This is a genomic window from Kribbella sp. CA-294648 (assembly GCF_050943845.1).
Lineage (GTDB): Bacteria > Actinomycetota > Actinomycetes > Propionibacteriales > Kribbellaceae > Kribbella.
The window spans coordinates 5,687,445-5,710,834 of sequence record NZ_CP191981.1; the positions used below are offsets into that span (position 1 = coordinate 5,687,445).

Genomic DNA, 23,390 nt, shown 5'->3' on the forward strand with positions numbered 1-23,390 from the left:
CTTATCGTGCGACGCTGAGATGTGTCAGTACGGCGAGTACGCGACGGTGACCGTCCTCGGACTCGGGCAACGCGAGCTTGGTGAACACATGCCGGACGTGTGCTTCGACCGTACGTTCGCTGAGGAAGAGCCGCCGCGCGATCCCGCTGTTCGTGAGTCCTTCGGCCATCAACTCGAGCACCTGTCGTTCCCGCTCGGTCAGCGCCGCCAGCGGGTCGCTGTCCCCACGCTGCGCAACCAGTCCGGCCACGACCTGCGGATCCAGCGCCGACCCTCCTCGGGCGACCCGCTCGGCCGACCCCAGGAACTCGCCGACGTCGAGCACCCGATCCTTCAGCAGGTAGCCGAATCCGCCCAGCGACACGAGACCGACAATGTGCGTCGTCTCGATGTGCTGGGACAGCAGCAGTACGCCGATGTCGGGGTGCGCGCGCTTCACCGCTTCCGCCGCACGGGTGCCCTCGTCGCTGAACGTCGGCGGCATCCGGATGTCCGCGACCACGAGATCCGGCCGGTACGCCGCCACGGCCGCGAGCAGTCCGTCCGCGTCGCCCAACGACGCGACCACCTGATGGCCACCATCGACGAAGAGCATCTTCAGCCCTTCCCGCAGCAGCACCTGGTCCTCCGCGATCACGATCCGCATGGCAGCTCCGCGGTGAGCGTCGTACCGTGACCGGGCTCGCTGTCGATGCGGAAGATCCCGCCGAGGGCCGCGACCCGATCGGCCAGCCCGGTGAGACCAGTACTGCTACCGGCGGATGCACCGCCGACACCGTCATCCGCCACCGTCACGACCAGGCTGTGCTGCTGACGGCGGGCAATGAGATCGACCCGCGTCGCGCTGGCATGCTTGACCGCATTGGTGAGGCCCTCGCAGCAGATGAAATACGTCGCCGCCTCGACCCCGGCGTCGAACCGCTCCTCAGGTACCTCGACCGACACCGCCAACGGCGCCCGCCGGGCAAGATCGTCGAAGGCCGGCCCGAGACCGGCGTCCAGCTGAGTCGGCGGGAGACCACGAGCGAGTTCCCGCAGTTCGCCGATCGCGACACTCACCTCGGCCACGGCACCGTCGAGGGTCGCACCGGCGGCCGCGGGTGCCGAACCCAACTGGTGCTGGGCGTGCCGAAGAGCCAGACCGATGGAGACCAGCCGCTGCTGAGCGCCATCGTGCAGATCGCGTTCGATCCGCCGGCGCTCAGCATGGCCGGCGGCAACGATCCGGGCCCGGGATGCCTCGACCTCGCTCAACTGCAGCCGCAGTTCCGCCCGCAGCCGGGCGATCTCGACCGCCAGTCCGCCGTCCTCGACGACGCGCCGCAGCAGCTCCGGACCGAACCCGGCCGGGCTGTTGTGCTGGACGACGCCGATCGGCTGGTCACCGCGTTCGATCGCGATGCGGTGCCTGCTGTCGTCGGCCCGGGTCCTGCCCGCGAGGTCGACGTACCGGCGGCTCTCCGGCAGGAAGAGAAGGAGCTCCAGACCGGGATCGGCGACGATCTCGCGCAGGACGGTCTGCACCTCCTCGGGTGTGCGCCGGCCGGCCCGGACCTCGTCGAGGAAGGCGGCCATCCGGTGCAGAGCGTCGTACCGGGACCGGTTGAACCGGCGGTCGACCGCGTCCTGGATCCGGCCGCGCAACGGGCGGAACAGGATCGCGCACCCCACCGTCGCCGCGGCCGTGGCCCAGGCCGAACCCTGGCCGAACAAGGTGCCGAGGGCAACGGCCAGGACGGCGTACGCCGCTCCGAGCAGGACGGTGAGGGTGGCGTACGCGACCGTGCGGCTGATGAACAGGTCGATGTCGTACAGGCGGTAGCGCAGGATCGCCGCGGCCGCCGCGAGTGGTAGGCCGGTCAGGGCCAGTGCGGCGAGCAGATCAGCCAGCGGTGTGACGTACCAGAGCACGAAGCTCAGCGGCAGGAACACACCAACGACCGCCGCGGCCAGCGCGAACCACTTGAGTTGCTGTCGCTGTAAGGCTTCGGCCCGCCGGAAGCGAACGATCAGGGACAGTGCGGCGGCGATCAGCGCGCCGAGGTACAACGGCATCCCGACGGCGAGCAGGACTCCGGTCGGCAGCGACTCGACCGCCATCGGATTGCGGCCACCGGCGAAGTCCCGGTCACGATCCGGGCTCAGCGCCCAGCCGGCCAGGGCGAGCAGCATCCCGGAGGCGCCGATCCACGGCACAACTCGCCACCGCGCGTCCAGCAGCCGGCCGGTGGGAAACAGGACGAACGTCAGGATCCAGCCGTAACCGTTCAGCAACCAGCTCACCGAATAGGTGCTCCACTCGGCGATCGGACCGCCCGGCCAGCCCTCGGCCGCGGCCCGAAGTCCCCAGCCTTCGGCGAACTCTGCCAACACCGCGTTGAGCAGGCCGAATCCGCAGAACAGCCAGCCGATCGGGTTCTCCGGGTGACGCCGGGCGATCAGCGTTCCGGCACCGACAGAGGCCAGGGTGAAAACGGTGTACAGGACGGTTTCGTACTGCGGTTCGAGTCCCCAGGACAGGGCGACGGCGGCGATCTCCACGATCACCGTCGCTCCGAACAGCACGGCCGGGATCGGCCGTCGGCTTCTCCCGCCCACGCCACCATCGTGGCAGCGCCGGGCAGTCCCCGCCAACAGTGCTGACACTTACGCCGGGTCGCGTGGTCTCGCTGCCCGAGGTGTCGTGCTGCCGCCGATGCGCCCGGCGGCCGCGGAAACCTAGCGTCGAAGAAACCTTCGAGAGATAGGGAAACCATGAACGACATTCGCAAACTTGCCACCACCGGACTGGTGGGTGGCGCGCTGACGGCCGGGTCCGGCCTGTTCGTCGCGGCCGTGGTCCAGCCGGCCTCGGAGGTCTCCGACCAGATGTGGAGCTACCCCTGGAGCAGCGACGCGCTGGTACCGGTCTCCGTCCTGTTCGCCGCTTTCCACCTGCTGGTGTACCTGGGGATGCTCGCGTTCGCCCGGAGCGTGAGCCACCGGGCCGCTCGGGTCGGCGCGGCCCTCGCCCTGGTCGGGACTTTCGTCTTCTTCCTGGCGGAGTTCGCCACTGTCCCGTTCGCCGACCAGCGGCTGGACGAGACCGGACCGCAGGTCGTCGGAGCCGCCTTCGGTCTCGGCGTCACGCTCACTGCCGCCGGGCTCATCATCGCCGGTATCTCGGTATTGCGCTCAGGCGGATGGAGCGGGTGGCGTCGCTATGCCCCGCTCGGCGCCGGCCTGTGGTCCCTCGTGATGATCGGCGTGAGCTTCACCGGCGCCCTCGCCGCGGGCGTCACCATCTACGGCATCAGCCTCTGCGTTCTCTACTGGGCCGTCTACACCCAGTCCACCGGAGCACCGACCGACCGGACCGCCCGCCTCCGCGCCCGAATCGACCGCTAGCACCTACGACTTGTCGCCGTACGGCGGCCGCCTTGTCGGCGGGAGTGAGATACCTTCGGCTTCCGCCGACTTGTCGCCGTACGGTGGCCGCCTTGTCGGCGGGAGCGGGATGCCTTCGGCTTCCGCTTTCGACCTGACGGCGTCCTCGCTGCGCCTCAGCCGCACGCTCATCACACCGACCGGGGTGTTGCCCGCGGCCAACTCCCGCAGTTGTCGCACGTCGTCATCGGTCCATTCCCGGCCACTGCCACGGGATGTCTTCGCCTCTGTCATCGCGCTGCCCCTTTCGCGGCGCCGCACGGTTGCCTCCGGCACCAGTACCCCGCCGCGCCCCGACACACGCACCGGACCGTCGAACGACCGGCAAGGGCCGGCTACAGCCAGCCGCGGCGCATTGCTTCCAGGCCGGCCTGGAAGCGGGTCTCGGCGCCGAGATCCGCCATCAGTTCCGCTACCTGGCGGCTGATCGTTCGCTGGGTGACGCCCATCGTCCGGGCGATGACACGGTCTTTCATTCCGGCAGCCATCAGGGTCAACAGGCGCCGGTCGCGATCGGACAGTCCGCTGGGTCCTTTCGCGGTCCGTCTCTGCTCCCGGGCCCTGCGGGTGACCGTGTCTGGTTCAGCCGGCCCGTCGCCGGCCATCGCAGCGACCGGGGTGGCCTGCTCCCACATCGATTCGAAGCAACGGACCAGCGCTTCCAGGAGCGGGGAGGCGCGCACCAGCAGCCGCATCCCGGTCTCGGCCGGGTCCAGCGAGAGCGGCAGGATCGCGATTCGCCGGTCGACGATCTGCATCTTCATCGCGGTCACGGGCAGGGTCCGCGCCTCCTCACCGGCTCGCACGTACATGAGCAGCTGCTCGAAATGGCCGGGTAGTTCCAACGCCGGTCCTTCATAGACGCAGCGGTACGACACTCCTCGCTTGAGTGCCTGCAGCTCTTCCAGGTTCGGCACCGGTTGGCCGTGAATGTACGGCGGGGCATCCACCATCAGCACCTCTTCACGAGCGCCGAGCTGAATCTGCGCCATCTGCTGCTGGATCGCCGCGCTTCCCTCCAGAACCTCCAACAGGTCGGCCGGACTCCGCCCGGGCGTTTGCCGCACTCTGGTCGCCAGTTCACGGGCATCGGCCCGCAACTGCTCGAGCTCCTGCTGCCTGCGGGCGACCAGGGCGTCCACTGCCACGTCCGGCGGTGCAGGCACATACCGGGGCGGTCGCACGACCAGTTTGGTCACCAGCCCCGCCGCCACCAGATTCCCGAGCGCTCGCCGTACGCCCGAGGCGGAGATCCCCAGCTGATCGGCCAGTTCCGCCGGGGTGGCCTGCGGCGCGGTCACCACCGCCAAGAGCACTCTGTTGTCAGTCTCCGACAGCCCGACCGGCTCAAGCAGGTAGCCCATACCGGCACCCTAGCCAGCTCACCGTGTCCTTCTGTACGTCGCCAGGTGGGCGCCCGTGACGAAGCCGGCCCGGGAGGTGACGATGTGGGCGCCGATCCGGCCGTGCCCGTCATCGGCATCGAGGTTGTGGTCGTCGAGAAGTCCGACTACATGGCGTACGCCGAGGTGGTACATCAACCGAAGGCACGCCTTGAGCAGACGCCCACCCAGTCCTTGGCCGCGATGCGCGGGATGGACCTCGATCCAGTCCACGACACCGTGTCCTGGCGCCAGCACCGAGATCGTGGCCTTCGCGACCTGATCACCGGACGGCCCGGCGATGCTCAGACGACGTTCATTGCCGACAGCAACCACTTGTACCGCACAGGAATCGCCGGCGGCCGGCGGAGCCTGCAGTGCGCGGTACAAGAAACGCCCAGCCTGCTTCCCGGTGAATCCTCGCTCCGCCAAGGCCTCCCGGGTCGCATCGCGATCGTCCGGCAGTCCGGCGACGAGCGGGTCGATGCCGTCAGCAACGAATGCCTCGATCACCCGGCCACCGGAGAGCCGTGCGAGCGCCTGATCCAGCAGGTCGGCGACGACGGCCGGGTCCTCGCGTGCATGCAACCATCTGATCGTCCCAACTCGTCCACCGTCGCTGCGTCCGAAGCAGACGGCCCCGAGCACCTCGTCGCTGATGGCGACCAGCGTCTGCCAATCCCGAACCGTCCCGACCTGGCCCAGTGCGGCACCCGTCCGCAAATCCGAGCCCGTGGGCCGCAGTCCGGTTGCGCCGAGTAGTGCGCCAACACGGCAGCCCGGTTGACCGGGCAGCGCATCAGCGTCGACCACGCCGGCCAACGCTGCCAGATGTGTTCGGGTCAGTGCACGGATCACGGTCGTCTGGCGGGAACCAACCACAGCTACCTCCCTGCTCCGGGCCGCTGCGGCTGTTCCCGACGACCCGATACCGCTTCCCTCGATCGTCGGCGGCCAACCGCAGCGGCGCCGCCCACCATAGACGCGAACGTACGTCCACAAACTGACATTGTCGTGAAGTAGACAGGAGATCGTCCGGTTCACACAGAGGGCGCCATAGGGTTTGCGGGTGAGTCCTCGAATGGAGATCAACCATGACCCTGGTTTCACGTGTCGAGTTCACCGCGCACGACGGCAAGCGGGAAGCCTTCGTCGTCGCGGCCAAGGCGCTCGCGGCGGCCACCGAGACCGAGCCCGGCACCCTTCGCTACGACTGGTACCAGGACGCCGACCCGGACCGGTTCGTCGTCCTCGAGGAGTACGTCGACGCCGCCGCGGCGTTCGCCCACAACCAGCACTGCGAACAACTCCTGGCCAACGCCTTCGCGCTCGCCGACATGACCGCACTGCAGTTGCATGGCGACATCACCCCCGACCTCCAGGCCTTCGTAGACACCCTTCCGGTCGCCAAGACCTACCACCCGCTGACCTGACGCAGCGGTACGCCAGCGAAGGAACAGGGCCAACTGATGCTCGGCCAGTTTGATCGCGGCGACCCGAACCTCTGGATCAGTGGGCACCTGTGCGCCGTGCCGAAGCACACGGTACGCCGCCCCTCGCACGTCCGAAGGTGTCTCCCCCAGAGCCTGCTTCGTGAGGTGCTCCACCCTGCGGAATAACAGCGTCATCGCAACGCCGAACAACAATCCGCTGATGACTCCGCCGACGACAGCGAACCCCGTACTCGCCCCGTCGTACTTGGAGTAGATCCCCATCCCAGAACCGAAGAGGAAAGCACTCAGCAGACCAGCGACCCAGGTCGGGGTGCTCCGCAAAGAACTACGCATGGCCTCCCACTACCCCGCCTCAACGTGGCTAGGCACAGTTCGCTTTGCATTGCACCTTGTTGCAAAAGGTAGTGGCCCGGCCGCCAGATCCCATGGCTGAGCGGCTCCGGGCTCGGAGGGGGAGCGAGCACCGAAGCCGCCGGCCGGCCCGGCATCGGGCGAGGCGTTGATCAACCCGGTGCCGGTGCTGTGGTGCTTCGCGCCGAGCGCCAATCCCTGGAACCAGACGAGACCCGGCCCTCGATCTTGGCTGCACTCGGCCTGGCCGGGCGCATACCCGACGCGAAGCCGCCTGTGGCCTTCCTAGCCCCGCCAGTACCCGCTCGACACCCCTTGAAGCGCAGAGTGCTTCGCCTGTCCGGATGGCGAATCTGGGCGGCGTTTTGGGTAACCGACCAGACCAGCTTGTTCACGGTCCGTTGCGTCGGTGTCGCATGAGGCCCGCGGTGAGGAGGAAGAGCAGGGCGCAGCACCCGAGCGCCAGGGAGAGGCCGAGGAGGTTGGCGACTATGGCGATGACCAGGCCGCAGGTGACTTCGCCGAGGTACTCGGCCTGGGCGAGGAAGGAGTGGGTGGTGGCGCGTACCTCGCTGGTGGTCCGTGCGTTGACCCAGATGGCGCTGATGATGCGGGTCAGCGGGATGGCGATCCCGGAGATGACCACCAGCGCGGCACTGGCACTGATGGGTTCGGGCGCGAACGCGAACAGGGTCATGCCGACTGCCCCGATGGCGGCGGCCATCGCGTAGGAGTGGCGGGCGTGACGTCCGTCGACGCGCTTCTCCACGATGCGCAGTGCCGCCGTACCGATGAGGAGCGCGACGAAGCCGAGTCCGGTGAACCAGACGATGGGATCGGCAGTCGTGGGCAGCCCCAACTCGACCAGCTGTTTCGGAGCGAGCCGCCCACCGGCGTCGGCAGCCCCGTTGATCAGGAACGTGGCCAGGAAGATCAGCAGGATCTCTCGGCTTCGACCGACCAGTGTGAGTCCGCGTTTGAAGGTGGTCCAGGAGGTGGACCACCGCGCGGTGCGAATAGCGACGAACCGTTCTTCTCTGAACCGGACGATCAGGTAGAAGGCCAGCAGGAACATGGCTGAGCCGGCGACCACGACGGCGATATCGCGCCGGGTCGCCCAGGCCAGCGCGCCAATCGCAAGGAGGCCGGTGGCTGAGCCGGCCAGTTGCGCGCGCGCTGCCCGGGACAACACCGCCGCAATGCGATCCGGCTGGTCGAGTTCGTCGGTGATCCAGGCGATGTCGGCGCCGCTGGCGAACGTCCAGGACAGGCCGTACAGCACCTGCGCCGCCATCAGCAGCGGGAACGAGGTGACAAGACCGGTGGCCAGCATCGCCGTACCCATCAAAAGCTGGGACAGCACGAGCGACCACTTACGGCTGACGGTGTCGGCGAAGACGCCCGCCGGCACCTCACACAACAAGGCGAAGACCCCTTGCACAGAACCGATCAGCACGATCTGCGACGCCGAAAGGCCGGCATCGACGACCATATAGACGCTGGCCACGAGCCACCAGCCGTTGTGCAGGACCGCGCGCATCCAGGTCCAGCGAACAAAGGCACCGACCAAGGCCTGACTGTTCATCGGCTGGCCTGGAGCCGGCCACGTCGGCGGCCTGGAGAGATGCTAGAGAGTTCGAGGAGGAAGATGCGTTGAGTATCGAGCGCGCTCACCAAGGGTCATGTCCTTCGAGTAGACCGGGATTATGGACATGAACCCGTTCCTCATGAGCCTCTCCTCACCTTGGCGCCCGAGTCTGCATCGACCAGCTTTCGGCAACTTGCCCCAAGCAAGCAAGAGAATTTCGCCGCGCCGCGCCGCGGCGTCATCCGGCAGCCTGTCACAGCTGTCGTCGATGCGGTGTCTTGTTCTCGACCCTCTCGGATCGAAGGAGACCTCATGGGCAAGAGCATCGACGTAGTCGTGGTGGGCGGTGGTTACGCCGGAGTGATGGCGGCCAATCGGGTGAGCCAACGTGACGACGTGACAGTGACCGTGATCAATCCGCGTCAGGTCTTCGTACCACGCCTGCGGCTGCACCAACTGGTGGGCGGGACCCACGATGCGGTTGTCAACTACCAGGAGGTCCTCGCCGAAAGCGTCGAGCTGCTGGTCGGCAATGTGGCGCACATCGACGCGACCGGGCGCACCGTGACCCTCGCCGACGGCGGCAGGATCGGCTTCGACTACCTCATCTACGCCGTCGGCAGCCACAGCGGCGGACCGCAGGTGCCGGGTGCGGCCGAATTCGCTTATCCGGTAGCGACTTTGGAAGCCGCGCAGCGGCTGCGGTCGGTGCTCCTCGACACGCCCGTGACGGCTGCGGTGACGGTCGTCGGGGGCGGTCCGGTTGGTATCGAGACCGCTGCGGAACTCGCGGAACAGGGCCGCAGTGTCCGGCTGGTCTGCGGCGGTGTCGTCGGCCCGTACCTGCACCCCAGCGCTCGACGCACAGCCCGCAAATACCTGACCGAACTGGGCGTTGAGGTGATCGAAGGTCCGGAGCTGTCGGTCACCGCGGTGAGGTCGGGAACCGTGGAACTCGGTGACGATCGCACCCTGGCAAGTCAGGTCACCATTTGGGCTGCGGGTTTCGGTGTACCCGATCTGGCCGAGCGCAGCGGGTTGCGCACCGACACTGCCGGGCGGCTGCTCACTGACGAGACACTGACCAGCATCGACAGCACTCGCATCATCGCGGCCGGCGACGCGTCGGCGCCGTCGGACCTGCCGTTCCGGATGAGTGCCTACATCGCTGGATGCCTGGGCGCGCACGCCGCTGACACGGTGCTGGCCCGGATCGCGGATGAGCAGCCGGCGCCGATCGACCTGGCTTTCCAGGCCATGTGCTTCAGTTTCGGCCGCGGTGCCGGGATTTTCCAACTCCTGCACAAGGACGACACGGCGAAGCGGCTGTACTTCACCGGGTTCATGGGCCGCAAGCTCAAGGAGTACTCCTGCGCCGCCAGCGTCAAGCACCTGGTGACCGAGGCGCACAAGCCGGGCTCGCACCACTGGCCGACGGACCGTGGACACCGGCCCACCCTGCTACGAACCCGGAACGAGAACCTGTCGGCACCGAGCGCGTGACGCCGGTTTCGCCGCTATCCCCAGCATGCGGCGGGTCGCGGTGATCACGGGATCGGTCGGCTGGCTCAGGCGCTAGGGAGACCGCGCGGCGTCCGGCCATCCGGGAGCGGGTCGGCTGCGAACTAGGGGTGTTGGACAAAGCCCTCAGGAGGTGGTCGCGATGATGCAGTCGATGCTCGAGTTGGCGCTGGACCGGACGCACAACGGCGTACGGGAACTTGCTGCCCCTGCCCACGCTCCCGAGGCCGGGCGGAGTGACAGGCGGCATGAGACCGACTGGTTCTACGCGATCACCGCGCAACACCTCGCGGCGGCCGGAGACGTGTTGTTGCCGCATGTCCGGCGCCTTCCCGATGGCCGCCGCCACGTCGCGGCGTACGCCCGGCAGGTCCGGCAACTGGAGATCGCGCTGCGATTCCTCAAGGCCCGCCAGTACGGCGACGGCCGGGCGCAGCATCTCCGGCACAGCGACGTCTGGCGTGAGATCGACCGGCTGCTAGCAGAGCACGAACAGCTCGAAGCCGCATATGTCCAGCTACTCAACGCGAAACTGCCACCTGCGCTCCTCGACCAGGTGGCCGAGCAACTACAAGCCGCTGAGCAAGTCGCGCCGACTCGCGCACATCCGCACTCACCACACACCGGCCGGGCCGGCCGACTGGCGCACAGGTTCTGGCGCCTGGCCGACACCACCTGGGACGACCTCGAAGGACGCGTCGTCCCCACCAGCTATACCCAGCACCCGCTCCGCGACTCCGCCTACTCGCACTACCTCCGCGGCGGCCAGATCCCGTTGCCGGGTCTTGTCTCAGAATCAAATCTCGGAATCATTAGATTTTGAGATAGCGGTAGATGGTTGCTCTGGAGACTTCGAAGCGGGTGGCGATCTCCTCGGCGCTGAGGCCTTCGGTGTGCAGGGCGCGCGCCTGTGCCGCCTGCTCGTCGCTGAGGAGGCCGCGTCGCCCACCCTTCCGTCCCCGGGCGCGCCCAGGCGCTCGAGGTACGGGCTCCTCCCCCAGCAACGCCCTGGCACCGTCGAGGATGAGGGGGCGCAGCCGTTCGGTCGGTGCGTCGCGGAACAGCACGACCGGGTCGGCCAGGCCGGCGACCACCTGGCAGGCGCGCACGCGCTGCTCGAGCCCGCTCCCGGGGCCGGCCACCAGGTCGTTGGCCAGGGCAATCGCCGTGCGGAAGCGGTCGGCGATCGGCGCCTGGACCAGCAAAGTCATGTCCTTGACCAGCATCGCGAGCGTGTGGCGATGGCGCAGGTGGACATCGACATACCCCTCGATCGCCCGCCACCGGACCTCCTCGGAGTCGTCGCTGGACTCCGCTTCGGCCAGCACCGCCTCCAGCTCGTCCAGCAGTGGCACGGTGAGGTGGCGGAGGAGCTCCTCCTTGGAGTCGAAGTGGTAGTACAGCGCGGCTTTGGTGATTCCCACGTCGTCGGCGATGGCCTGCATCGAGGTGGCGCGGTAACCGCGGGCGGCGAACAACGCGCGGGCCGCCTCCAGAATCCGTTCGGCTGTCATTGATCCCACTTACCTGCGGTCAGTTTTTTCGCTAAGGTGCCTACCGGAAGTCAGTCTAGGGCGGTAGGAGCGATCTGATGCGAACCAAGGTGTCCTTCACCGCTGCCGGCGTCCGGTGCGCCGGCTACCTCTACCTCCCCACGGGCTCCGAACCGGTGCCGTGCCTGGTGCTCTGTCACGGCTTCAGCGGGACGATGGATCGGCTTTTCGACTACGCCGAGCGCTTCGCCGCCGAGGGCTTCGCGGCCCTGGTCTTCGACTACCGGGGCTTCGGCGAGAGCGACGGCGAGCCACGCCAGGTTCCCGACATCGACTGCCAGCTCGTCGACGTCCGCGCCGCCGTGGCCTTCGCCCGCGGGCACGAGCGCGTCGATCCCAACAGAGTGCTGCTGTGGGGCAACTCGCTGGGCGGCGCGCACGCAGTCACTGTCGCGGCCGACGATCCCCTGATCGCCGGCGTGGTGGCGCAGATCCCCTTCAACGGATTCCCGAAGAAGGTCGAGGGACGCTCGACCGCTGACACACTGCGGCTGCTGGGCGCGATCTTCTGGGACGCGCTGCGCGGCAAGCTCGGCCTGCGGCCTTACTACATCCCCATGGTCGGACGGCCGGGAGAGCTCGCCGTGACCGCGACCCCGGAGGCCGACCAGCACATCCAGACGCTGACCGGTGGCCAGGAAACCCTGTGGCGCAACGCCGTCGCGCCCAGAGGGCTGCTCCAGATGATGCGCTACCGGCCCGCGGAGGCCGCGGCCCGCCTGTCCTGCCCGCTCCTGGTCTGCGTCGCCGCCGACGATCGGGAGACGCCGCTGGAGACCACCCGAGCGCTGGCCGACCGCGCACCACAAGGCGAACTGCGCTCCTACCCCGGCACGCACTTCACCTTCTACACAGATCCCAGCTTCCGCGACCGCGTGGTCGCCGACCAGCTCGACTTCTGCCGCCGCAGCTCCGCCACAGTGTGAGCCGGATCATCTGCCGCGCATGTCACTGGTGCGCAGACCCCGCGTGTCCAGACCTTCGAACATCTTCCGGACCAAGCGAAGGGGATAGCATCCGATGTTGTACGGGCGTCAGGCCGAGCAAGCTGCCGTAGACGACTTGCTGGAGTCGCGCTCCGGCGCCTTGATCGTGCGTGGCGAGGCAGGCATCGGTAAGTCGGCCCTCCTGGACTACGCCGCTGGGCGAGCACAGGCACGCGTACTGCGGGTGAACGGTGTCGAGTCCGAGGCCGACCTGCCGTTCGCCGCCCTGCACCTCCTCCTTCGCCCAGTCCTCGACGAGCTGGCAGCGCTGCCGCCACAGCAGGCCGAGGCATTGCGTGCCGCGCTCGGGCTCGGCGGCCCGACCCGAGGAGACCGTTTCCTGGTCGGGCTGGCGACGCTCAGTCTGCTCGTGGAGCTTTCGGCGGCGGGTCCGGTGGTGTGCCTGGTCGACGATGCCCACTGGCTGGACGGCGAATCGGCCGACGCGCTGCTGTTCGCCGTACGGCGGCTGCAGACTGAGCCCGTCACCGCACTGTTCGCGGTGCGAGAGGGCGAGGACGACTTTCCCACCCGTGGGCTGCCCGAGCTGCGGCTGGGCGAGCTGGAGGCCGAGGCCGCACACCGGCTCGTCACCGAGCAGGCCGCCGACGTGCCGCCCGCCGTGCGGGAGCAGCTCGTCGCCGAGGCCCAGGGCAACCCACTCGCTCTGCTCGAGCTGCCCCGCATGCTCACAGCAGAGCAGCGCAGGGGTGCCCTCGTCGCACTGCCGTTCTCCTTCGGTACGGCGCGGCCGGTGACCGATCGAGTGCTGCGCGGTTTCCGTGACCGGATCGCGGCCCTGCCGGGTGCGACCCGCTGCTGCTTGCTGGTGGCGGCCCTCGAAGACCGCGCCGCGCTGGGCTCGCTCGCGCACGCGGTCGGTCTGCTCGGCGCCACGCTGATCGATTTCGCCGAGGCGGAGCGGAGCGGCTTGGTCCGGGTGGGCACGGACGGCGTTGCCTTCCGCCATCCCCTGGTACGGACCGCAGTACTGCTCGCCTCCGACTTCACCGCCCAACTGGCGGCGCACCGGGCGTTGGCCGAGGCGGTCGACGACGATCGGCGGGCCTGGCACCTGGCCGCCGTCACCCTGAGGCCCGATGAAGAAGTGGCCCGGATGATGGAGTGCCTGGCGGTGCGCGCCGGGCAGCGCGGCGGGCAGACGGCAGTGTCGGCTGCCTACGCACGCGCAGCCGAGTTGTCAGCTGACCCCGCCGAGGCCGCACGCCGGTGGACTGCCGCAGCCGGGGCGGCGGCCGAGGCGGGCTTGTGGGAGCGCGCACGTGAGCTGGTCGACCGGGCGCGGCGGCTGGCGGAGGACTCGGTGCCGCCCACCTCTGTCCTGGCCGAGCTGGCCCAGGTCAGGGCGAAGCTGGAAATCGAGGCGGGCCGGCCGCTGGACGGCGTACGCCTGCTGCTTGAGGCAGTAGAGGCGGTGGCGGACCTGTCCGCCAAGCTGCCGATGCTGAGCATGGCAGGCTTCTACACCTGGGCCAGTGCACCCCATGCCGCTCAAGCCGCGCTTGCCCAGCGTACCGAGGAGCTGTGCCCGGACGGCGACGGGCTGGCCGCTGTGGTCCGTGCGATCAACCACGGCTTCCGCCTGATCATCGAGGGCGACGCGGCGACCACACATACCTATCCGCTGCCAGGCCAGGCCGAGCACGTTCCCTTCGAAATGCGCTTCGTCCTCACCTACCAGGCCATCGTCCGCGCCGACTCCGACGGCATGTTGGACGGCGCGGCGCAGCTCGTCGAGGACTGCCGCGCCTCGGGACGCCTGGGCCGCATGCCCCAGGCCATGACGATCTACTCGATCGCCCAGCTCATCAGCGGAGACCACCGTGCCGCGCGAGCCACCGTGGCTGCCGGACTGGCCCTGGCCTCCGACGTAGGTCAGCCGCAGTGGACCAGCTACCTCGCAGGCGTGCATGCCTGGCTGTCGGCGGTTGCCGGCCTGCCCGAGGAGTGCGCGGCGATGGCTGGACAGGCGATCCGCGAAGCCGATCACCGCAGGTGGATGCCGGGCGCCTGGTGGGCGGAGTACGCGCAGCTGATGGTCGACCTCGCGGCGGGTCGCTACGAGGCGGCGCTCGAGCGGGTGGACCGGGCAGCAGCCGGCCCGACCCGCCATGCCTTCCTCTGGCGGTACGTCTGGCCCGACTACGTCGAGGCCGCCGCGCGGGCGGGACATCCCCAGCGTGCGCAGGAACCGCTGCGACGGTACGCCGAGTGGGCGCAGGCCACTGGACGGGCCAAACCTCTCGCCGTACTGCATCGGGCGCGGGCTCTGCTCGCCGCCGACCACGAGGCCGAGCGACTTTTCGAGCAGGCACTGGCCTTGCATGCCGAGAGCGAGCAGCGCTTCGACGAGGCACGCACCCGCCTGGTCTACGGGGAATGGCTCCGCCGTCATCAGCGGCGTATCGCGGCTCGCGCCCAGCTCGCGGCTGCCGTCGAGGCCTTCGACCGGCTCGATGCCGCCGCGTGGTCGGCCCGCGCAGCAACCGAGCTGCGGGCCACCGGAGCTTCTCTGCCGGACCGCTCCCGGAACAGCGATGCGCTGGCCGCGCTCACACCCCAGGAGCTTCAGGTGGTCCGGCTGGCTGTCACCGGAGCGTCCAACCGGGACATCGGGGCCCAGCTGTTCCTCAGCCCTCGCACCGTCGCCTCCCATCTGTACAAGGCGTTTCCCAAGCTGGGGATCTCGTCTCGTGCCGAGCTGGCCAGGCTGCTGCTGGCCTAGTCAGACCAGGCGGTAGATGATCGGCTGCGCGGCGATGTCGTTCGCCTTGAAGTTGGCCAGCACGAAGCGGCGGTAGGTGGGCCGGAAGATGAGGCTGGGCAGGAAGGTCCGCCAGTTCGGCCAGCTGGCGTGGTTGATCAGACCGTAGTCGGCGGGCTCGCCTTCCACCGGCCGCATCAGTGCGGAGTTGGGCAGCGCGGTGTTCGCCTGGAACCACCCCGCGGAGTACTCCCAAACCTTCAGCAAGGTCTCGCGATCGTCGGCGTAGAAGTAGTTGAGCAGGTAGCGGTGGTCCTGGCTGTGGTCCACGTCGCCGAGCCGTCCGGCGTTGTCGGCGACGATCTCGTGCGTACGGCGGGAGGCCGAGCGCAGTGTCTCGGCGAGTTGCTTGTAGGCAGCACTCTCGCGCAACTCCAGGGCTGCCTCCACGGAAGTGGTTCGGAACAGTACGACGAGGTCGAAGCGCGCCGGGCGGATGCTCCTGGCGGCCAGCACCTGGTTGCCCTCGCCGGGCGGCCGCAGTACCGCGCGGAACACGTTCGCCTCGGTGGCCTCGATGCCCTCGGCAAGCGTCTTGAGGCGGCCGGCCAGCTCGAGGGGAGGAACCGCGAAGGGACCGCGCCAGGAGCCGGCCTCACCGGCCAGCAGGACATAGCCGTCGCCCGTCGTGGGCAGCACCCGGGCTTTGATGGCCAGGTGGTCGTTGATCAGCTTCATGGCGCCGACGCTAGCCGCGAGCGCTCGGGATCGCCTCCGTCATCTGACTGAAGTTCACCGGCCGGCAACCGTGCTGACGCTGACGACCGATGTGTCCCGCGCAGCTATCAGTCACCTGACGGAGGCGAACGCCGTCGCGATCTTCCTAACCTTCTGGCAACACGTCCGGCCGATACGTGAGAGCCGGATCACGTGCCGCGGCTGTCACCGTTGCGCACACCCCGCGTGTCCAGACCTACGGACACTTCGGACCAAGCCAAGGGGAACACGATGGTCAGCCTGGACAAGACAATTCGACCCGCTGCCGCCCGGCCGGCGCGCAAGCGGCGCTGGCGGCGCTGGTTCGCGGCAGCGCTGGCCCTGCTGGTGGCCGTGCTGCTGTTCGGCGCGTACGGCTGGCAGCCCGCCGAAGACGGCCGCGCGTTCCGCTCGCCGTACCTGGCTCAGGTCGGCTCACGCTACGCCGACACCCCGATCGCCCGCTTCCACTACGTCCAAGCCGGTTCCGGCACCCCGGTGATCCTGCTCTCGCCCGGCGGCACGTCCGTCATCGGCTGGAAGGACCAGGTCGACGTACTGGCCCGCGACCACACCGTCTACGTGGTCGACCTCCCCGGCCAGGGCTACACCGAGTTGAAGGACTCCGACTTCGCTTTCGACCTGGATGCCATGGTCTCCGCGGTCGGCGCGTTCATGGACAGCATCGGCGTACGGCGAACAGCCCTGGCCGGCAACTCCTGGAGCGGAGGCTGGGCGCTGGCCTTCGCCCAACGCCACCCCGATCGCGTGACCAAGCTCGCCCTGCTCGACGCCACTGGGCTGGACCTTCGCGGCACCCTGATGTGGGAATCCCTGAAGCTCCCCGTCGTCGGCGAGCTGGCCGTCAAGCTGTCCACCGGCAAGTCCACCGTCCGTGGGCTGGCCGAGGACATGATGGTCAACAAGGACCGCGTGACCGATCAGTTGGTGGACGAGTGGTGGGCGCCGATGACCTTCCACGACAACATCCGCGCCACCTACCTGCTGGAACGCCGACTGGACTGGGCGCCAACCGAAAAGGCCCTTCCGGCCACCAAGGCCCCGACGCTGGTGCTGTGGGGCAAGCACGACACCATCCAGCCCGTCGAACGCGCGCACCGCTTCGCTGAGCTGCTCCCGAACGACCAGCTCGTGATCCTGGACAACTGCGGCCACGTCCCGCAGCTCGATTGCCCCGAACCGGTCAACCGCCACCTCGCGACCTTCTTCGCCGACGCGCGCTGACCGATCGAATCCTTGGAGGAATGCTGTGCAGACCATCGTGCTGGAACCCGTCGCGACAGTACTCGGCGGACGTCTCGAGGCCTCGGACGACGACTGGTATGCCGAACAGGCGCTGATCCGCCTCGACGGAACCCGCTTCGGCCCGGAAACCCTGGCCGGGCTTGACGCCTTCTCGCATCTGGAGATCGTGTACCGGTTCCATCTCGTCGAGCCCGCATCGATCAACACCTCCGCCCGCCACCCCCGCGGGAACCCGGACTGGCCCAAGGTCGGCATCTTCGCCCAGCGGGGCAAGAACCGCCCCAACCTGCTCGGCGTATCTCGCTGCCGGCTCATCGCCGTCGACGGTCTGGACCTGCACGTGCGCGGCCTGGACGCCATCGACGGCACACCGGTTCTGGACATCAAGCCCTACATGGCCGAATTCGGACCCCACGGCCCGACGTTCCAACCCGACTGGGCGACCGACCTGATGCGCACCTACTACTGAGCTGGAGGAATCCTCATGGCGAAAACCGTCCTGGTCACCGGCGCGTCCAGCGGAATCGGCCGTGCCACCGCCCTGCTGCTGGCCCGCGAAGGCTTCACCGTCTTTGCCGGAGTGCGCAAGGAGGCCGACGGTCAGGCTCTCGGCCCGACCGTCACCCCGATCACGCTGGATGTCACCGAAACCGGCCAGATCGCCGATGCGGCCGAACGGCTCGGCCGTTTGGATGCCCTGGTCAACAATGCCGGGGTCGGCGTCACCGGCCCGCTGGAGTTCGTCCCTCTCGACACGTTGCGCTGGCAGTACGAGGTCAACGTCTTCGGCCAAGTGGCGGTCACCCAGGCCATGCTGCCGATGTTGCGCGCATCGCGCGGCCGGGTGGTCACGGTGGGCTCGGTGGGCAGCTGGATCACCCTGCCGTTCGGCGGCCCGCTGTGCTCGTCCAAGCACGCCATCCGGTCCCTCAACGACGCGCTGCGGATGGAACTCACGCCGTACGGCGTGGCCGCCGTCCTGGTCGAACCCGGTTCGATCCACACCGAGGCGGTCGACAAGCTGGAAGACGAGGTGGAACCCCGCCTGGCCTCCCTCGGCGAGGACGGCCGGCGGCTGTACGGCGATGCCTACCGCACCATGGTCACGCACGGGCTGAAGGAGGAGCGCTCCGGCTCCAACCCCGACGTGGTCGCCCGCGCCGTACTGCACGCCCTCACTGCGCGCAAACCCCGCGCGCGTTACCCGGTCGGCAAGAAGTCCCGGCTGATGAGCACGCTCGGCCGCGTCGTTCCGCAGTACACCCTCGATGCCCTGCGCCTGCGCGCGCTGGGCCTGTCCTGAACGGAGCTCGTCCATGACCCAGCTCGCCGGAGCGGACGCCCTGACCGCCCTCGACCCCGTTTTCGCCAAGCTCGCCGTGGGCGCCGGCCACAACCTGTGGGGGCTGACTCACCTGACGATGCGGGAGAAAGCCTTCGTCTGCCTGACCGCCGACCTCTGCCACCCGCACCTCGACGTGCCGTTGGCCATGCATGTGCAGATGGCCCTGGCCAACGGAGTCGAGCCCGAATCGATCAGGGAGCTCTACCGCCACCTGGCGCCGTACGTCGGCTACCCCATCCTCGTCACCGCGTTTCAGCGCCTGACCGAGCTGGGCCTACCCGCAGCGGAGGACACCGATGCGGTCGAGCCGGTGCCGCTGACCGGTCCCCTACTCCGTACCGTCCACAGCCTGGCGACTGTGGACGACGCACTGGCCGCCTTCACCGAAGACCAACTGGCACAGCGCTGGGCCCGGCCGTATCTCAGCATCCGCGAGCGGGCGATCGCCTGCCTGACCGTGGACGTCCACTACCAGACACTGGGCCGGTCGCTACGCCTGCACGCAGAGCTGGCCACGTCCGCCGGAGCCACCGAGAACACTTTCCGCGACCTGATCCGCGGCCTAGCCGAATTCGGCCTTCCCCGAGCCTGGGCCGCCGCAGAGGTCCTACTTCCCAGTGGATACGGGTCAGCGGCTGATGCGGGCGAGGAGGGCGTCGCGGATCAGCGGGCGGGTGCCGAAGACGAGCAGGAATCCCGCCTCGCGAAGTAGCATCTGGGCCGGGTTGCCGGTCAGCACCGACCGGCTTCCGGTTTGGACCATCAAGGTAGTGGCGGCCCGTAGCGCAAGCTCGGAGGCGACAGCGCGTGCGGCGGGCGTGCTCCCCGCGTCGGCCGCGATCAGAGCCGCGCGGCAGGCATCGATCTCGTCCGCGAACCCGTTGCCTGCGGCATCGTCACCGAGCAACCTGTGACAGCGTGTGGCCACGCCGAGCGCGAGGGCACCATTGAGGGCCGAGCCGGACGCCTCCGCGCGCTGCCAGTCCGCGAACGGCTGGGCGCCGGTGAACCGATCCACGGGCACAAGATGGTCGCGGAAGGTCAGTGTCACCGTCCGGCTCGCCCGCGCCGCGACGAGATCGTTGAGCTCGGGACCCAGTGATTCCGAGGCCACCGCATCCATGAGCAGGAAGACCACGTTGCCGGAGTCGTCAAGGGCGGCCACGTGGACGAGGTCGATCATGTCCCAGCCCGTCACCCACGGCACGCTGCCGTTGAGCAGGTAGCCGTCGCCGGTTCGCCGTACCGCGAGGCCGCCTTGGCGCGCCCCCGCAAGGGCGATGCCGCCGCGCAGTTCACCGCTCGCCAACGGCGCCAACCACTTCTCTCGGATCCCCGGTTGTTCGCAGTAGGCGGCGGTGAGTACCGGCCCGTGGTGCTGCATCCAGGTGAACGCGGTGGCCAGGCACCCGCTGGCCAGCGTCTCCAGAATGCGGACCGCCACGGCCATGTCGGGCTCGCCGAGCCCGCCCGTCTCGGCCGGCGCGGCAATGCCGTAGAAGCCTTGCTCGACGAGCGATTGAATCGTCGACTCTGGTATCCAATCGGCCTGATCGACGGTGAGCGCGGCCGGAAAGAGTACGTCGTCGGCAAGCACCTGTGCGCGGGCGATCATGGTGTCGGCGTCCACCTTGGGCACAATACTTTGCGTCCCGGTTCAGACCCCGCTCGTCCGTACGGCGTTGGTGAGTCGTCGGGCGTAGGCGCGGTAGGCGTCCTTGAACTCCTGCGGTTCGTGGATGACGAAGTCGGCGTCCAGGAACGCGAGGGTGAGCAGCAGCCAGTGCCAACTGTCGAGCTTGACGGTCACCTCGGTACGCCGGTCCGTGACCGCGGCGATCTCGGCCTCTTGGTAGCGGAGTGCGTCGGCGACCCGGTCCAGCGGGGCCTCGACGGTGAGCCTGACCGATACCAGGTCCTTGCCGAGTCCTTGGCGCAGGTAGTCAACGGCGCTGTCGGCCGGGAGGGGCCGTTCCCGGAACTGTTGGGTGGTGGTGTGCAAGCCGTCGACCCGGTCGGAGCGAAAGACCCGCCAGTCGTCCTTGTCCAGATCCCAGCCGAGGAAGTACCAGCGCAGGTTGAGATAGACCAGCCGGTGGGGTTCGCAGCGTCGTGACGACCGCCGCCCGGAGGCGCCCTGATAGTCGAAGGTCACCGTACGCCGCTCGCGGGCCGCGTCGGCGAGCTCGGCCAGGATTCGCGGGCTCGTCGCCGGGGCCACCTGGCGGCCGGCCTCCAGGCTGGACCTGATCGCGTGCGCGCGGGGCCTCAGCCGAGTAGGCAGGAGTTGGTCGATCTTGCCGTAGGCGCGCGTGGCTGCGTCATCCAGGCTGCCTTCTCCCGCGTCGCCGATGGAAGCCAGCGTGGCCAGCCCCAACAGCGTCGCCACGGCTTCGTCGTCGTCCAGGACCAGTGGTGGCAGCGCACGGCCCGCGGTGAGCCGGTAGAAGCCGCCTCGCCCGGGCTGCGTCTGGACGGGATAGCCATAGCCGCGAAGCCGATCCATGTCGCGCCGCAGGGTCCGCGGGCTCACGCCGAGCCGGGCCGACAGTTCAGGGCCGCTGAACGCCCTCCCGGTCTGGAGCGTGGCCAGCAGCGCCAGCATTCGCTCGGTCACATCCGCCACCCCTCGATTGTCGCTCATAATGCGGTCAGGATCCGGCCACATAGCGGGCTACGTTCGGTGCTCATGGGCAAACACATCCGAATCCGCGGCGCGCGCACGAACAACCTCGCCGGGCTCGACGTGGACCTCCCGCGCGACCAGTTGCTGGTGTTCGTCGGGGTCTCCGGCTCGGGCAAGTCGTCGCTGGTCTTCGACACGATCGCGGCCGAGGCGGGCCACCAACTCAACGAGACCTTCCCACCGTTCACCCGCAACCGGCTCCCCCGCTGGAGCCGTCCCGAGGTCGACGAGATCGACGGACTGTCGCCGATGGTGGTGATCGACCAACGGAGGCTGGGCGGCAACGCACGATCCACCGTCGGCACCATCACCGACGCGTGGACCTATCTGCGACTGCTGTTCTCCCGGATCAGTACGCCGTACGTCGGTGAGTCGGGGCACTTCTCGTTCAACGACCCGGCCGGCATGTGTCCGACCTGCACCGGGCTGGGTGAGGTGGTCGCGAGTGCCACGGACCGTTTCCTCGATCTCGACAAGTCACTCGCGCAGGGAGCGATCCTGCTGCCCGGGTTCGGCAACGGCGGCTACTGGTACAGCCAGTACGCCGATATCGGATCCTTCGCGCTCGACACCCCGCTGCGCGACTGGACCCCGATGGAGCGGGAGGCGCTGCTCTACGGCGGCGAGGCGGCCGCGAAGCTCGGCACCAAACCGCCCAAGGACTACGAGGGCGTCGTCGAACGGTTCGAACGGATCTACCTGCACACCTCCCAGGAGATGTCCGAACGCAAGCAGGAGACCATCCGCCGCTTCACCCGATCGACGACGTGCCCCGACTGCGACGGCGACCGGCTCAACGAGGCATCCCGTACTGCGACCGTGGCGGGCCAGACCATCGGCCAGCTCTCGCGGATGGAACTCACCGACCTGGCCGCCCTGATCGGCGGGATCACGGACGCGACAGTGGCGCCCGTAGTACAGGCCTTGACGGCGCGACTGGAAGCGATGATCACGATCGGGTTGGGCTATCTGCACCTGGCCCGCGCCACCACCAGCTTGTCCGGCGGCGAGTCGCAACGGATCAAGACCGTCAAGCACCTCGGCAGCAGTCTGACCGAGATGCTCTATGTGTTCGACGAGCCGACCGTCGGCCTGCATCCGCACGACACCCCGGCGATGACCACCTTGCTCGAACAATTGCGGGACAAGGGAAATTGCGTGTTGGTCGTCGAGCACGACCCCGACGTGATGGCCGTCGCCGACCAGATCATCGAGGTCGGCCCCGGTGCCGGCGACGACGGCGGACAGTTGGTGTTCCAGGGCAGCTACGCCGAACTATTCGACGCCGGTACCCCGACCGGCGTCGCGCTGCGGCGACGCCGCTCGCTCAAGCCGGTCCCGCGGACACCGCGCGGCAGCATCACGATCGCCGGGGCGACACGGAACAACCTGCGCGACCTCACGGTCGACGTTCCGACCGGGTTGCTGACCGTGCTCACCGGAGTCGCCGGTTCGGGGAAGTCCAGCCTGGCCGCGGAGCTGATCGAGCAGCACCCGGCGATCGTGATCGACCAGTCGGCGGTGAGCACCAACCGGCGATCCACGCCGATCACCTGGACCGGCATCGCCCCCGCCATCCGCAAAACCTTTGCCAAGCGCAACGGAGTACCGGCCTCGCTGTTCAGCGCGAACTCCGATGGTGGATGCCCGGCGTGCAAGGGACTCGGCGTGATCTACACCGACCTCGCCTTCATGGACGGGCAGGAGACGGTCTGCGAGACCTGCCAGGGCCGACGGTTCACGTCCGAAGTACTCGGCTATCAGGTCGACGGTCTGTCCATCGCGGACATCGACGACCTCACCGTGGACGAGGCGATCCGGCGCTTCCCCGAGCCGGCCGTCGTCCGGGCACTGCGGAGCTTCGCCGCTGTCGGGCTCGGCTACCTGCGCCTCGGGCAGCCACTCAGCACCCTGTCCGGCGGCGAATGCCAGCGACTGAAGATCGGGCGTGAACTCCACGACGCCGACGAGCCCGCGGTGTACGTACTCGACGAACCCACCACCGGACTCCACCTGAACGACATCGACATCCTGCTCGAAGTCCTCGACCAACTCGTGGAACGCGGCCACACCGTCGTCGTCATCGAGCACAACGTCGACGTGATCCTCCAGGCCGACTGGATCATCGACCTCGGCCCAGGCCCCGGCAAGTACGGCGGCCGGGTCCTGCACGAAGGCCCGGTCCAGAACCTCCTCCCCCGCGACACCCCCACCGCCGCCGCCCTACGCCACGCCAAACCCGCCTGAAGTCGAGCCGCTCACCAGCCCCCGCGTCTGTCGCACTGTCACGATCACTCGGCTGGCAACGCTGGTGAGCGTGGGACCAGGTAGTCTGCGCTCGCAGTTGCCTT

At 68.5% G+C, this 23,390-nt stretch carries 21 protein-coding genes; 11 read left to right on the plus strand and 10 right to left on the minus strand.

The annotated features are described in order from the left end of the window. Position 1 precedes the first annotated feature (1 nt). Together ACQPYM_RS26860 and ACQPYM_RS26865 are read right to left on the minus strand one after the other, a co-directional pair. On the minus strand, positions 2-646 hold the full coding sequence (locus tag ACQPYM_RS26860; protein WP_433005475.1) for a LuxR C-terminal-related transcriptional regulator: 645 nt from the start codon (positions 644-646) through the stop codon (positions 2-4). Next, a complete protein-coding gene (locus ACQPYM_RS26865; RefSeq protein WP_433005478.1) occupies positions 634-2,598 on the minus strand; it encodes a sensor histidine kinase in 1,965 nt (654 codons plus the stop codon). The genes ACQPYM_RS26860 and ACQPYM_RS26865 overlap by 13 nt, the downstream gene beginning before the upstream one ends. Before the next feature lie 156 nt (positions 2,599-2,754). On the opposite strand from ACQPYM_RS26865, the gene ACQPYM_RS26870 reads away from it, so the two are divergent. Further along, positions 2,755-3,387 (plus strand): hypothetical protein, encoded by a 633-nt coding sequence (locus ACQPYM_RS26870; protein WP_433005481.1) that lies wholly within the window; start codon positions 2,755-2,757, stop codon positions 3,385-3,387. 3 nt (positions 3,388-3,390) lie between these two features. On the opposite strand, the gene ACQPYM_RS26875 is transcribed toward ACQPYM_RS26870, so the two are convergent. The 3 genes from ACQPYM_RS26875 to ACQPYM_RS26885 all read right to left on the minus strand — a co-directional run bounded on the left by ACQPYM_RS26875 (position 3,391) and on the right by ACQPYM_RS26885 (position 5,690). Next, positions 3,391-3,660: a hypothetical protein gene (locus ACQPYM_RS26875; protein WP_433005484.1), complete on the minus strand. Its 270-nt coding sequence runs from the start codon at positions 3,658-3,660 to the stop codon at positions 3,391-3,393. Positions 3,661-3,761: 101 nt separating this feature from the next. Next, positions 3,762-4,790 (minus strand): helix-turn-helix transcriptional regulator, encoded by a 1,029-nt coding sequence (locus ACQPYM_RS26880; RefSeq protein ID WP_433005487.1) that lies wholly within the window; start codon positions 4,788-4,790, stop codon positions 3,762-3,764. A gap of 18 nt (positions 4,791-4,808) precedes the next feature. After that, complete coding sequence (locus ACQPYM_RS26885) at positions 4,809-5,690, minus strand: GNAT family N-acetyltransferase (RefSeq protein ID WP_433005490.1); 882 nt, start codon at positions 5,688-5,690, stop codon at positions 4,809-4,811. Between the two features lie 212 nt (positions 5,691-5,902). On the opposite strand from ACQPYM_RS26885, the gene ACQPYM_RS26890 reads away from it, so the two are divergent. Continuing rightward, a complete protein-coding gene (locus ACQPYM_RS26890) occupies positions 5,903-6,241 on the plus strand; it encodes a putative quinol monooxygenase (protein WP_433005493.1) in 339 nt (112 codons plus the stop codon). Between the two features lie 763 nt (positions 6,242-7,004). On the opposite strand, the gene ACQPYM_RS26895 is transcribed toward ACQPYM_RS26890, so the two are convergent. Then, complete coding sequence (locus ACQPYM_RS26895; protein WP_433005496.1) at positions 7,005-8,198, minus strand: MFS transporter; 1,194 nt, start codon at positions 8,196-8,198, stop codon at positions 7,005-7,007. A 315-nt stretch (positions 8,199-8,513) separates the two neighbouring features. Between ACQPYM_RS26895 and ACQPYM_RS26900 the strand changes: the two genes are divergently transcribed. Both ACQPYM_RS26900 and ACQPYM_RS26905 read left to right on the plus strand, forming a co-directional pair. Next, entirely contained in the window at positions 8,514-9,704 is a 1,191-nt protein-coding gene (locus tag ACQPYM_RS26900; RefSeq protein ID WP_433005499.1) for an NAD(P)/FAD-dependent oxidoreductase, read from the plus strand. A gap of 160 nt (positions 9,705-9,864) precedes the next feature. Continuing rightward, entirely contained in the window at positions 9,865-10,545 is a 681-nt protein-coding gene (locus tag ACQPYM_RS26905; protein WP_433005502.1) for a hypothetical protein, read from the plus strand. Here ACQPYM_RS26905 and ACQPYM_RS26910 read toward each other — a convergent pair. Further along, positions 10,535-11,236: a TetR family transcriptional regulator gene (locus tag ACQPYM_RS26910; RefSeq protein ID WP_433005505.1), complete on the minus strand. Its 702-nt coding sequence runs from the start codon at positions 11,234-11,236 to the stop codon at positions 10,535-10,537. The two genes, ACQPYM_RS26905 and ACQPYM_RS26910, sit on opposite strands and share 11 nt — an antisense overlap. A 77-nt stretch (positions 11,237-11,313) precedes the next feature. Between ACQPYM_RS26910 and ACQPYM_RS26915 the strand changes: the two genes are divergently transcribed. Then, positions 11,314-12,201, plus strand: coding sequence for an alpha/beta hydrolase (locus ACQPYM_RS26915; RefSeq protein WP_433005508.1), 888 nt, complete (start codon positions 11,314-11,316; stop codon positions 12,199-12,201). A 94-nt stretch (positions 12,202-12,295) separates the two neighbouring features. Beyond that, positions 12,296-15,007 carry an AAA family ATPase gene (locus ACQPYM_RS26920; protein ID WP_433005511.1) on the plus strand — a complete coding sequence of 904 codons (2,712 nt, stop codon included), beginning with the start codon at positions 12,296-12,298 and terminating at the stop codon, positions 15,005-15,007. Here ACQPYM_RS26920 and ACQPYM_RS26925 read toward each other — a convergent pair whose 3' ends face one another. Further along, positions 15,008-15,724 carry a hypothetical protein gene (locus tag ACQPYM_RS26925; RefSeq protein ID WP_433005514.1) on the minus strand — a complete coding sequence of 239 codons (717 nt, stop codon included), beginning with the start codon at positions 15,722-15,724 and terminating at the stop codon, positions 15,008-15,010. A gap of 270 nt (positions 15,725-15,994) precedes the next feature. Between ACQPYM_RS26925 and ACQPYM_RS26930 the strand changes: the two genes are divergently transcribed. Genes ACQPYM_RS26930 through ACQPYM_RS26945 form a run of 4 tightly spaced genes read left to right on the plus strand, consistent with a single transcriptional unit; the run spans position 15,995 to position 19,065 of the window. Continuing rightward, positions 15,995-16,987, plus strand: a complete 993-nt coding sequence (locus ACQPYM_RS26930) for an alpha/beta fold hydrolase (protein ID WP_433005517.1) — start codon at positions 15,995-15,997, stop codon at positions 16,985-16,987. Positions 16,988-17,012: 25 nt separating this feature from the next. Continuing rightward, on the plus strand, positions 17,013-17,477 hold the full coding sequence (locus ACQPYM_RS26935) for an SAM-dependent methyltransferase (protein ID WP_433005519.1): 465 nt from the start codon (positions 17,013-17,015) through the stop codon (positions 17,475-17,477). Positions 17,478-17,492: 15 nt separating this feature from the next. After that, positions 17,493-18,311: an SDR family oxidoreductase gene (locus ACQPYM_RS26940; RefSeq protein ID WP_433005523.1), complete on the plus strand. Its 819-nt coding sequence runs from the start codon at positions 17,493-17,495 to the stop codon at positions 18,309-18,311. A 13-nt stretch (positions 18,312-18,324) separates the two neighbouring features. Continuing rightward, positions 18,325-19,065 (plus strand): carboxymuconolactone decarboxylase family protein, encoded by a 741-nt coding sequence (locus tag ACQPYM_RS26945; protein ID WP_433005526.1) that lies wholly within the window; start codon positions 18,325-18,327, stop codon positions 19,063-19,065. Here ACQPYM_RS26945 and ACQPYM_RS26950 read toward each other — a convergent pair. Next, the gene (locus ACQPYM_RS26950; protein ID WP_433005529.1) at positions 18,982-19,983 is read right to left on the minus strand and encodes an acyl-CoA dehydrogenase family protein; all 1,002 of its coding nucleotides are present in this window, start codon (positions 19,981-19,983) and stop codon (positions 18,982-18,984) included. The genes ACQPYM_RS26945 and ACQPYM_RS26950 overlap by 84 nt on opposite strands. Positions 19,984-20,010: 27 nt before the next feature. Further along, entirely contained in the window at positions 20,011-20,979 is a 969-nt protein-coding gene (locus tag ACQPYM_RS26955) for a helix-turn-helix transcriptional regulator (protein ID WP_433005531.1), read from the minus strand. 63 nt (positions 20,980-21,042) lie between these two features. On the opposite strand from ACQPYM_RS26955, the gene ACQPYM_RS26960 reads away from it, so the two are divergent. Further along, a complete protein-coding gene (locus tag ACQPYM_RS26960; RefSeq protein ID WP_433005533.1) occupies positions 21,043-23,286 on the plus strand; it encodes an ATP-binding cassette domain-containing protein in 2,244 nt (747 codons plus the stop codon). Positions 23,287-23,390 lie beyond the last annotated feature (104 nt).